This is a genomic window from Shewanella sp. SR44-3 (genome assembly GCF_014163735.1).
GTDB lineage: Bacteria > Pseudomonadota > Gammaproteobacteria > Enterobacterales > Shewanellaceae > Shewanella.
In genome coordinates this window covers 136,635-148,653 of sequence record NZ_JACJDV010000005.1, presented here as the reverse complement: position 1 = coordinate 148,653, position 12,019 = coordinate 136,635, and the positions used below count along the sequence as shown (strand labels likewise).

10 protein-coding genes are annotated in these 12,019 nt (G+C 42.5%); 7 read left to right on the top strand and 3 right to left on the bottom strand.

The window, feature by feature from the left end; all coding sequences use genetic code 11:
• Positions 1-2 precede the first annotated feature (2 nt).
• From djlA to H5073_RS04810, 3 genes are read right to left on the bottom strand one after another with little or no spacing between them, the layout of a single operon-like run.
• The gene (djlA, locus tag H5073_RS04820; protein ID WP_182677512.1) at positions 3-782 is read right to left on the bottom strand and encodes a co-chaperone DjlA; all 780 of its coding nucleotides are present in this window, start codon (positions 780-782) and stop codon (positions 3-5) included.
• Positions 783-808: 26 nt separating this feature from the next.
• Positions 809-1,516: an N-acetylmuramate alpha-1-phosphate uridylyltransferase MurU gene (gene murU / locus H5073_RS04815; RefSeq protein ID WP_182677511.1), complete on the bottom strand. Its 708-nt coding sequence runs from the start codon at positions 1,514-1,516 to the stop codon at positions 809-811.
• On the bottom strand, positions 1,513-2,646 hold the full coding sequence (locus H5073_RS04810; RefSeq protein ID WP_182677509.1) for an aminoglycoside phosphotransferase family protein: 1,134 nt from the start codon (positions 2,644-2,646) through the stop codon (positions 1,513-1,515). Before H5073_RS04810 ends, murU begins: the two co-directional genes overlap by 4 nt.
• A gap of 143 nt (positions 2,647-2,789) precedes the next feature.
• On the opposite strand from H5073_RS04810, the gene lptD reads away from it, so the two are divergent.
• The 7 genes from lptD (at position 2,790) to H5073_RS04775 (ending at position 11,774) form a co-directional block, all read left to right on the top strand.
• Positions 2,790-5,090: an LPS assembly protein LptD gene (gene lptD, locus H5073_RS04805; RefSeq protein WP_182677507.1), complete on the top strand. Its 2,301-nt coding sequence runs from the start codon at positions 2,790-2,792 to the stop codon at positions 5,088-5,090.
• A 154-nt stretch (positions 5,091-5,244) separates the two neighbouring features.
• Positions 5,245-6,549, top strand: a complete 1,305-nt coding sequence (gene surA / locus H5073_RS04800; protein WP_182677505.1) for a peptidylprolyl isomerase SurA — start codon at positions 5,245-5,247, stop codon at positions 6,547-6,549.
• Between the two features lie 6 nt (positions 6,550-6,555).
• Positions 6,556-7,545 (top strand): 4-hydroxythreonine-4-phosphate dehydrogenase PdxA, encoded by a 990-nt coding sequence (gene pdxA, locus H5073_RS04795; protein ID WP_182677581.1) that lies wholly within the window; start codon positions 6,556-6,558, stop codon positions 7,543-7,545.
• Positions 7,546-7,551: 6 nt separating this feature from the next.
• The gene (gene rsmA, locus H5073_RS04790; protein ID WP_182677503.1) at positions 7,552-8,355 is read left to right on the top strand and encodes a 16S rRNA (adenine(1518)-N(6)/adenine(1519)-N(6))-dimethyltransferase RsmA; all 804 of its coding nucleotides are present in this window, start codon (positions 7,552-7,554) and stop codon (positions 8,353-8,355) included.
• 75 nt (positions 8,356-8,430) lie between these two features.
• Entirely contained in the window at positions 8,431-8,811 is a 381-nt protein-coding gene (apaG, locus tag H5073_RS04785; protein WP_182677501.1) for a Co2+/Mg2+ efflux protein ApaG, read from the top strand.
• Positions 8,811-9,632 carry a symmetrical bis(5'-nucleosyl)-tetraphosphatase gene (locus H5073_RS04780; RefSeq protein ID WP_182677499.1) on the top strand — a complete coding sequence of 274 codons (822 nt, stop codon included), beginning with the start codon at positions 8,811-8,813 and terminating at the stop codon, positions 9,630-9,632. Before apaG ends, H5073_RS04780 begins: the two co-directional genes overlap by 1 nt.
• Before the next feature lie 120 nt (positions 9,633-9,752).
• Entirely contained in the window at positions 9,753-11,774 is a 2,022-nt protein-coding gene (locus tag H5073_RS04775; RefSeq protein ID WP_182677497.1) for a methyl-accepting chemotaxis protein, read from the top strand.
• Positions 11,775-12,019: the final 245 nt, after the last annotated feature.

The window sequence follows — 12,019 nt, the reverse complement described above, 5'->3', positions numbered from 1 at the left end:
TGCTAGCGCATACCACGATTGGCTTTTATCCGCTCGTAGGCCGATTGAATATCTTGAGTTTTGGCTTTCGCTAACGCCATCATTTCTTCGGGTAAGCCCTTAGCAACCAGCTTATCGGGATGGTGCTCATTCATCAGTTTTCGGTAAGCTTTTTTAACCTCTTGATCGCTCGCTGACTCAGTAAGGCCCAGCAAAGAATAAGCATCTCCCATGCCCATTTTCTGGCTACCACTGCTGGAAGAGTGATGGTGGAACTCAGCCTGCCAACGCTGTAACAGTGCATCTAGATCTTGAGCTCGAAGGCCTAACTCTTTCGCTATTGTGCCAAGAACGGCGCGCTCTTTCGATTCAATTTCACCATCTGATAGCGCGGTCTGAATTTGGATTTCAATAAACATCTGCACCAATTCAGGACGGCCGAAAGTCAATTTACGAAAATCAGCCAGTGTTTGATGTAAATCGAAATCGACATCACGTCCGGCTTTAAAAGCTTGCTGAGCATCTTGCCTTGCTTGTCCCGAAAGCTTCATTTGATCCATCAATAATGAGGCAATTTTAATATCAGTCTGAGTCACTTGCCCTGAGGCTTTAGCCACATGCCCCATCACGGCAAAGGTAGTATTAAAAAACTGTGCCTGACGCTCACGGCCCTTGGTCATTAAGCCTTCTAATCCCTGACGTTTATCGTAAAGGTGCCCTAACCAAAGTCCAAGTATTGCGCCAAAAAAACGCCCAAACATAAAACCAATAATAAAACCAAAAACCTTACCCCAAATTCGCATCTGCTTGCTCTCTATTAATGTCTTACTTATTCTATTTCGAGTTTGGCTTCCAATTGGACTAGTCGCTCCAAGGTACCGACATCGCACCAAAAACCATCATGTAACTGGCCAGTAACTTGACCTAAAGCCATTTTCTCTCTTAACAGTGGCCCTAAAGGAACTGCGCCTTCAGCAATATCTGCAAAAAGCTGTGGATGATAAAGCCCAATCCCGGAAAAAGTAAACTTAAGCAGTGAGTCATCCCTTAGCAGCCCTTGGGTTAAGATAGTCTGCTCGTCATCTTGAGGGAGAAACCCAAAGTCACCATTAGGATGTTGGCTTGGATTTTTTACCAGCCAAAGATGAGCCAAGCAATGGTTAGCAGGACTGATAGCATTTAATTCAGGCAATGTAGGCAAGGATTCAATAAACACATCACCATTGATCACCAAAAAAGGCCCATCCCCGAGTAAAGGTAAGGCTTTTTTTATCCCGCCTGCTGTCTCTAGCGCTTGGACTTCCTCACTGTAGTGGATCGTGAGTCCCCATCGCTGCCCAGAGCCTAAAGTGTCGATGAGCTTTTGTCCAAGCCAAGCGTGATTGATGACCACTTCACTCACCCCGATGGCGGCTAATTTCTCTAGGTGATAAATAATCAAAGGCTTACCTGCAACACACACTAAAGGTTTGGGCACAGTATCCGTAAGCGGCCTTAAGCGTTCACCACGACCCGCGGCTAATATCATGGCCTTCATTGCTTTGTTTCCGTTGAGAGTTTATTTTCCACTAAAGGTAAAATCGTATTTTTTATCCACTGGCTAAATTCCATTAACTCAGGGTATTGACTGCCGATATCCACTAAATAACTTAAGGTCAAAGGAATGTCCGCCATATAGCCAGATTTATTGTCGCGGTAATTAAGCCGCGCAAAAATACCCGCTGCTTTTATGTGGCGCTGCATGCCCATTAAATCAAACCATCGAGTGTAGCTCGCTAAGCTAACGCAGGGCTCCAAAAGTCCTTGTTCAATGCACAGCTGATAATGAAATTCAATTAATGGCGCTATGATGGCCTGAGGCCACTTGATATAGCAATCCCTAAGTAAGGACACCGCATCGTATGTGATTGGCCCTATTACGGCATCTTGAAAATCTACAATCCCCAGAGTTTGTGAGGCAATCACTTGAGTGTCGCTCACTGCATCTGATGCTAAGTCATCTGACGATGATGCTGCGACAATCAAATTACGACTATGAAAATCCCTGTGCATGCCCACTTTGGGTTGAGCCAGTGCGCTTTGGGTTAAATATTCAAAAGCCTTTACAAGCATCTGCTGCTCATTTGCCGTTAAGGTTAATCCAAGATGTATGCTCAATAGCCACTCAGAGAAAATCCCCAGCTCACGCTGAAGAAACTCAGCATTATAAATAGGCAGAGATTGGTAAATCGCTTTGTCTTGATGACCATCAACGCCATGGCTATTTTTATCTGCTGCCACTTGGACTTGTGTCACTCTGGCAACTTGCGGTAATAATCTTAATGCTGCGCGATATTGCTCGGCCACATTGTTAAGTGTGAGCAAAGACAGTAATTGAAGCTCACCCAAATCGCTTTGCAATACAAAGCCTTGTTCAGTACAAGCATGCAGCACTTTAGGCACTGAAAGCCCTGCCTCTTGATAAGCATTGGCAATAGCAACAAACGGCTCTATTGGCACCAAATGTGGCGGTGAATCAGCCACTATGTACTGGCTATCTTGATGAGCGACCCGAAAGTAGCGCCTAAAGCTTGCATCACCGCAAATCAAAGAAATATCAATCTTGGAATTGAAAAACGACCTTAACCATTCTTGTAAGGCTAAAAATCTTGGATCAGTTAAACTCATCTCAATGGCTCTTAATGAAAAATTGCTTTATTATAGCCATCATAACATGTGGAAACAGCTAAAAAATCAATCAAGTGGACTTGATAGCGATTGCTGCATCCATACTTCTTTTCCGGACTATGAATTCAAACTATTTGATAATAATGAAGATCCGATACTTATTGCTACTCAGCCTAATGCCACATCTTGTATGGGCTGAAGAAGAACCGACTCTAGCGCCAGCCTTTTCTCAATGCCTTATTGAGCCACCTGTATCACGTTCATTCGAGGATAGAGAAAAACTCACAGGTATTAAAGTAGATGACATAGTGATCATATCAGATCACACCAATGCATCATTTAATAAACAAGCACACTTTGTCGGCGATGTGAGCTTCAGTCAAGGGCTGCGACATATTGCAGCGGACGAAGCCACATTAGATCAACGTCAACAACAACTCAGTGCATCAGGCAACCTTATATTTAAAGATGAAAAACTCACTGTAACGGCTGACTCTCTTGAAGCACAGATGAGCAGTAACAGTGCAACCTTAGAAAACACTAAATATTGGTTACATGGGCAGCAAGTTCATGGCGATGCCAGTAAAATGCAAATCACCTCTGAGAATAATTTGCTGCTCAGCGATACAAATTTTACCACTTGCCCTCCAGGTGATGAATCTTGGCTATTAGAAGCTGAACTGATAAAAATCGACAGTAAGGAAGAATGGGGCGAAATCTGGAATGCTAAGCTGCGAATTGCCGATGTGCCCATATTGTATATTCCTTATATGACAGTGCCGGTTTCTGATAAACGTAAAACGGGCTTTTTGTTTCCAAATTTTAGCACCAGCACAACCAATGGTGTGCAAGTCAGTACCCCCTATTACTGGAATATCGCCCCAGAGTATGACCTTACCTTCACCCCTGATATGATGTCATCCCGCGGACTATTTACTAAAACTCAAGTTAATTATCTGGCGGGTGATGCCCAACAAGGCCAAGTTAATTTTGAGTATTTAGATGGCGATAATAAATTAGCAGGTGCCCCTAACCGCTACTTGTACAACATGAGCCATCAAGGTGCCATTAATGATAATTGGCGGGTACAAGGCAACTTCACCGATGTCTCCGATAACAACTATTTCAATGATTTAAATTCTGATGTCAACCGCTCAACCGATAATCAATTATCCCGCATTGGCGAAGCCAGTTATTTCGAGCGTAATTGGGACATGAGCGTTCGAGTGCAAGACATCAAAGTCTTGGGGGAATCACAAAAGCCTTACCGAGTAATGCCGCAACTGAACCTTAATTATCGCATTGCAGATATTTGGCAAGCTATTGATTTTAACTTCAATAGTGAATTGACCAATTTTGAGCATCAAGATGACAGCCTTAATACGGCAACTCGGATCCATTTAGTCCCAAGCCTAGTATGGCCAATTCAAGGACCTGCTGGCTCTTTCACCAGTGAGATGAAGCTACTTCAAACTGAATTTTTTCAGCAGGCGACCGACCCTAGCAATATCTATAACCAAGATGTCAGCCGTACCATTCCTCAACTTCGCTTACATGGTAAAGTCAACTTTGAGCGTGCTGCAGATATTTGGGGGGAATCTTACCGACAAACTTTAGAGCCTCAAGTGCAGTATCTTTATGTGGGTTATGAGGACCAATCTCAAATTGGTTTTTATGATACCGCGCAACTCCAAGATGATTATTTTGGCTTATTTCGTGACCGCCGCTTCTCAGGACATGACAGAATTGCAGATGCTAATCAAGCGACAGTGGGCTTAACCAGTCGATTACTCGATAGTAGCAATCGTGAGCAATTTAAACTCAGTGTAGGACAAATATTTTACTTAGAAGAAAGTAAAATATTGCTAAACCAAGGGATAAGGGATGCCAAGCAATCGGCATCCGTGCTTGCAGTAGAACTTGATGCAAGGCTTTACCAAGACTGGTTTATCAGTGGCGCTGTGCAACACGATACTGAGCACGGCAAGAATAAAAAAAGCGAAGTCACTTTAGATTATCGCCCGAGTAATGATAAGTTACTGCAGTTTAGTTACCGTTTTGTCCCTGATTTACTTAATACCAATACCAATGGTCGAGTGGATATATCACAGGTAGGCATGCGTACTTCTTGGCCATTAACAGACTCACTGTACTTTGTTGGCAATTGGTACCATGACTTAAAAGAAGAACGTGATATTGAAACCTATACAGGCATTCAATATGAGTCTTGCTGCTGGGCTGTACGCTTAAGTTATCATTACAGAATAAAAACCAATTATGACGATCAGCTTAATGCCAGCATAGACGGTAGAGAAGAGTTTGAGAAAGGTGTTTACTTAAACTTTGTCATTAAAGGCCTTGGGGGCTCTGGACCACTAGGAGTTAGTGATATGCTAAATGAAGGCTTATTTAACTACAGAAAGCCGCTTTACTTAAGGAACTAAACACGCTTTATTGAACTTTTATGCTAGATTGCTGAACCTAGCGTCAAATTAAGAGTCAAACAGACGTCATACCTTAATTACCCCCAAGGTATTATGATAATTTAGGCTAAAAAGCCTTTTATAACGAATTTTGAATGTGCCAAGGATGTTGTGGATGAAACACAGTAAAAAAATAGTAACCGCGCTACTCGCTCTCGCCATGAGCCACACTGCAGTAGCAGCCCCTGTAGCCCTAGATCGCGTTTCGGTGCAAATTAATGATGGCATCATTCTAGAGAGTGAAATAGGCAACATGCTTGCCACTGTTCGGGCTAACGCCAAAAAATCTAACCAAACGCTACCATCAGATGAGGCTCTGCGCACTCAAGTGGTAGAGCGCTTAATTTTAACTCGCTTGCAACTGCAGATGGCAGAACGTATTGGTCTACAAATTGGCGATTTACAATTAGATCAGACCATCGAAAGCATTGCAAAAGAACAAAAACTAACAGTAAGCCAGTTACAAAAACAATTAGAAAATGATGGTTTAAGCTTTAGCCAATACCGCGAGCAACTAAGAGAAGAGATTACCTTAGGTGAAATTCAGCGTATTCAAGTACAACGTCGCATCCAAGTGTCACCCCAAGAAATTAGCGGCTTAGTCAAATTAATGCAGGAACAAGGGTTAAAGGAAGTGGAGTTTCAAATTGGCCATATCTTAATTGATGTACCAAACGACCCAAGCAGTGAACAGCTTGAAGCATCCAGTAAACGTGCCAATCTTGTACTAAAACGTTTAAAAGAGGGCGATGATTTTCGCTCAACCGCCATTGCCTCTTCTTCTGGACCTAAAGCTCTAGAAGGTGGCGTTTGGGATTACATGAACATCAATGAAATGCCGACCTTATTTGCCGAAGTTGTTAATGGCGCTAAGAATGGCGATATCATAGGTCCAATTAAGTCAGGTTCCGGCTTTCATATCATTAAAGTCATGGATGCTCGTGGCTTACAAGTTAAAGAAGTTGAAGAAGTTAAATCTCGTCATATCTTGCTAAAGCCATCACCGATTTTATCGGAAGAGCGCGCCAAAGCCATGCTAGTTAATTTTCAAAAGCAAATTCTTAGCGGAGAAGCTGAGTTTGCTGAATTAGCACGTCAGTATTCAGAAGATCCAGGCTCAGCAGCCAAAGGTGGCGAATTAGGTTGGTCAAGCCCAGATGTCTATGTGCCGGAGTTTGCACAAACTCTTAATAGCTTACAAGACAATGAAATCAGCGAGCCATTTCGAACCACTCATGGTTGGCACCTTGCGCAATTACTTGCTAAACGCACCACAGATGCTACTGAACAATTTAACAGTAACCGTGCACACCAACTCATCTTCCGTCGTAAATTTAATGAAGAACTGCAAGCATGGTTAGATGAGATGCGTAGCGATGCTTATATCGAAGTATTAGAACCAGAAGTTGACCGTGGGTAACTTGTCCTGATGACCAAACGTATCGCCATTACGGCAGGGGAACCTGCCAGTATAGGGCCAGATCTTGTTATCACTCTAGCTCAGCAGGCTTGGCCTGCTGAGCTAGTTGTTTGTGCTAACCCTGAATTATTATTAGCAAGGGCCGCTAAGCTTGGCCTTCCTTTAACGCTTATCCCTTATGTTCCCGAGCGCGCTCCACAGCCACAAGCTGCGGGCACTCTCACTGTTATGCCTTTTGAACTGGCCGCCGAAGTTGAATGTGGCGTGCTCAATGAGCTTAATAGTAACTATGTGGTTGATACTTTACGCTATGCCGGCGAAAAGAACATGAGCCGTGAATTTGATGCAGTGGTAACGGGGCCAGTGCATAAAGGCATTATCAATCAAGCGGGTATCGCTTTTAGTGGCCACACAGAATTTTTTGCAGTGCAGGCTAACTGTCAAGATGTGGTGATGATGTTAGCCGCGCCTGGGTTACAAGTTGCCTTAATGACAACCCATATCCCGTTAGCTTATGTAGCCAAAGCTATCACTCGAGATAGACTGCACCATATCATCAACATTTTACATAAAGAGCTTAAAAGCAAATTTGGATTAGGTGCTCCGAAAATTTATGTCTGCGGCTTAAACCCTCATGCTGGCGAAGATGGTCATATCGGGCGAGAAGAGCTTGATGTGATGATCCCCGCGCTAAACGAGCTTAGAGAGCAAGGAATACAATTAGTCGGACCTTTGCCTGCGGACACCCTGTTCCAGCCAAAATATTTACAGGATGCCGATGTGGTACTTGCCATGTATCACGATCAAGGCCTACCTGTGCTAAAATCCTTGGGTTTTGGTAAATCTGTCAATATCACCTTAGGTCTACCTTATATTAGGACCTCAGTTGACCATGGCACCGCCTTAGAACTGGCAGGTACAGGCTTAGCCGATAGCGGCAGTTTTATCTGCGCCTTAAATAAAGCCATTGAACTGGCCTCAAAAGTAAGTAACTAATTTTAAATGAGTAATAAAGTACATTTAGGCCATACGGCTAGAAAACGATTCGGTCAAAACTTCCTGACCGACGACAGTATCATCAGTCGTATTGTGGGCGCGATTGCACCGGACAATGACCATGTGATGGTAGAAATTGGCCCAGGCCTTGGGGCTATTACAGAACCCGTTGCCATGAGTATAGATAAGCTCAGCGTAGTGGAACTCGACCGTGATTTAGTTGAACGACTGCAAAATCATCCGACACTTAAAGATAAGCTCGATATTCATCAAGGTGATGCGTTGCAATTTGATTTCTCGACTTTGCAACAGGCCGGTAAAAAGATGAAAGTCTTTGGTAATTTGCCATACAACATCTCTACGCCTTTGATGTTCCATCTGTTTGAGTTTGCAGAAATTATTGAAACCATGCACTTTATGCTACAAAAAGAAGTGGTGCTGCGCTTATCTGCAAGTCCGGGTTGTAAAGCCTACGGTCGCTTAACTGTAATGGCGCAATATTACTGCCAAGTTGTGCCAGTGCTTGAAGTGCCGCCACATAGCTTCACTCCAGCGCCAAAAGTTGATTCAGCCGTGGTACGCCTGTTGCCTTATGCGAATAAGCCTTGGCCATGTAAAGATGTAAGTGTGCTTAGAAATGTATGTACAACGGCCTTTAATATGCGCCGTAAAACCCTACGTAATAACTTAAAGCAACTCATTAGCGATGAAGAGTTCAGCTTATTGAACATTGATGCTAGCCTCAGGCCTGAACAAATTAGCGTAGAGCAATATGTCGCTCTTGCAAACCTGCTCTGTGACAAGCAATAATAATTAAAGGGCATCTAGGTGCCCTTTTTTATTCCTGAAAAACGCCTTGTTTGATTTCTTGAGATAATACTGCCCATGAGTTTTCCAGCCGATAATATAAAAATTAATGTAGAAAGCCACTTTCTTAAACAGCAATCATCGCTTTTAGAGGGTAAATACGTATTCTCCTACACTATCACTATCGTTAATCTCAGTGACGTAAACGTAACTCTGAAAAGTCGTCACTGGGTGATCACCGATGCCAACGGTCAAGAAAGCCATGTCAAGGGACCAGGGGTCGTAGGTGAAACGCCAACCATAGCCCCCAATAACGCCTATCAATACACTAGTGGCACAGTGTTTGAAACTCCTATTGGATTTATGCGCGGTAACTACACTATGGAAAGCGGATTAGGTGAAGTCTTTAAAGCCAATATTCCCGCTTTTCGCTTAGCTATGCCTGGCGTCATGCAATAATGGCACATTACTTTGTCGGAGATATTCAAGGCTGCTTCGCTGAACTTGAGCTGTTATTACAAAAGGTAGGATTTAACCCGTCTATTGATGAGCTTTGGGCTGTGGGCGACATGGTCGCTCGTGGGCCTGATTCATTAAAAACATTGCGATATTTAAAGTCCTTAGAAAGCAGCGCTAAATTGGTATTGGGCAATCACGATCTGCACCTATTAGCCGTACAAGGTAAGCTTAAATCTGCCAACCCTAAAGATAATCTTGGTGAGCTTTTAGCCGCAACAGATCTCAACATATTGATCAGCTGGCTAAGAGAGCTTCCCCTAGTCCAATTCCTCCCCGAATATAATATCGTGATGACTCACGCAGGCGTCCCACCACAATGGGATCTAACTAGGTTAACGATTGAAGCTGAACAAGTCAGTCAAGCCCTCAAGCGCAGCGATTATCTAGAGTCGTTAATCGCGCATATGTACATTAATGGCCCAGCTCAATGGAGTGAAACCCTAAGCGATATTGACAGGCTCAGGTATTGTATTAATGGGCTCACTCGGATGCGCTATTTACATCGAGATGGCAGCCTTGAGTTTGATTGCAAATTACCGCCACAAGATAACCTTAATACAAACATAACACCTTGGTTTACTTTCAAGTCAGCTACCAGTAATCAAACCAAAGTATTTGGTCACTGGGCTGCACTTATGGGGCAAACTGGTGTTAATGATATTAAAGCCTTGGATACAGGATGTTGCTGGGGAGAGCATTTAACTCTGTGGCAAGTTGAAAATAATGAAAAAATTACACAAACAAAGTTAAATTCGCGTTAAACTAAATGCTAATTTAGCCGATAGAAATCGTAACCTGATATATCTAGCATGCTGCAAAGGACGCAAACCTCTAACTTGGTTCAGTGCCTTGGGAACAAATAATAATAATCGGAGTATTTTATGAAAATAAATGTTGCCACCAGGGTTATTGGCGGTTTTAGTATAGTCACACTTTTATTGATACTTCTGGGTGGTGTAACGCTACTGACGAATTCCAGTATTAAGGACAGTACAGCTACATTGCAGGGCGTTAGCTTACCTGCACTTAACGCGACCAATGAATTAACGGAGAATATCAGTTCTCAACAAGTTCAAGCACTATTGGCTTATTACAGCAATCACTCAACTAAAATCCCACCAATAGAAAAAGCATTAAAGCAACAAGCTAACGATTTTAATACTCAGCTCACCAAGCTCAGCCAACTAATTGCTAATCAAGTCGAGTTTACCAACCCATTAAGCCAACTTAAATCTAGTTACGCACAATTTGAAAAAGTGAGTCAAACACTACTCTCTGAGCGTAATAGTGCATTAAGTGAACAAGAAACCTTACTCACAATGCGCAGTAAATTAGAAGATGCTGCCGATGATGCATCATCGTTATTAATGGATATTACCGATTTAGAAAGCAGTGAAGATCAAACAGAAAAAAGCCTAGCGGCTTCTGCAAGTCTTGTTGAAACCAACTTTATCAATATCATTACTACTGTTTATGATTTAGTTGGCGCTGAGGAGAACAGTAAATATGAGCTAATAGTCAAAGAACTTGACTATATGGTCAGCGAAATCAAAAACAAGATTGAGTACATTAATCGCCAAGGCGATGGCATTCTCGATGATGACATATTAACAGACCTTAATAGCGAAACCGAAAAAGTGATTGCTCAGCTATCAGGTAATAATTCGATTATCGCATTAAAAGCCAGTCAAATCCGCCATAACCAAGCCGCTCATACCAAACTTGCAGAAATGGATAACTCCTTACTTGATGTTAACGCTAAAATGAAAATATTGGCTCGTAACATTGATGCCTTTGCCACTGAAATTAGTAATAATGCTATTAGTAATATTGATAAAGCCAGCATTAATACCATGATGGTAGTTGTTCTAGCTATAGTTGTCGCTATAGGCATCAGTTATGCCGTGGTTAAACCATTGACGCAATCTCTAGATAAAGTCAATCAAGCCTTAAATGTATTAGCATCAGGAGATTTAACTCATAAACTTGATGACTCGGGTCACGATGAATTTGCTGAACTATCTAAAAACTGTAATCGATTAGTTGATAGTTTAAGAAGCTTAATTGTTGGTATTTTAGATAGATCAAACCAACTTGCCTCAGCGGCGGAGCAAACCTCATCCATAACCAATCAAACAACCATTAGTATTCAAGAGCAAAAGAATCAGGTCGATCAAATTGCCACCGCCACCACAGAGTTAAGCTCAAGTGCACAGCAGGTCTCTCTGAGCGCTGATCATGCATTAGAGCAGATAAAGCAAGCAGATCAAGAAACTCAACACATGCGCAGTATCGCAGATGAAAACAAACACACCATCTTGTCACTGGCCGATGAAATCGGTAAGGCGAACATAGTGATCAATAAACTTCACTCTGACAGCGCTGCTATTGGCTCGATCTTAGACGTAATCCGCGGTATTGCAGAGCAGACTAATTTACTCGCCCTTAACGCCGCAATTGAAGCGGCTCGAGCAGGAGAGCAAGGTCGTGGTTTTGCGGTAGTTGCTGATGAAGTGAGGAGCCTAGCATCACGTACCCAAGTATCGACTCAAGAAATTCAGCAGATGATTGAAGTGCTGCAAAAAGGTGCCCAGCAAGCTGTTGCTGCCATGGATTTAGGCAGAGAACAAGCTAATACCTGTGTTGATAAAACAGAACAAGCCAACCTTGCGCTAGAAAGTATCAGCCAATCAGTTCATAAAGCCTTTGATGCAGGTAGCCATATTGCTCATGCAGCCCAAGAGCAGAATCTAGTAAGTCAACAAGTTTCTGAAAAACTTGAACATATTGCTTCAATTTCGGAAGAAACAGCAAGTGGCGCAAACCAGACATCTCAATCCAGTCTTCAAGTCGCTAAGCTTGCTGAAGAGCTGCAATCTTCTGTGGGTGAATTTAAAGTCTAACTTTACTGCTCGACAACAAATAAAAAAGGCCCACGAGGGCCTTTTTTAACTCATCACAATGAACAAAAAACAACCTTAATTTGAATTAAGAGATGAATCAATGACATTGAAGCAGTTTAAATTCGACGTCTGATATTCAAACTTGAACTCTGCCTAATAATAAGATGAATTTATGCGCCAATCGCTAACCTATTGCAAATAAATTCAATGTAATTAGCGGTACAAGGAGCTGTTTGATACAGCAT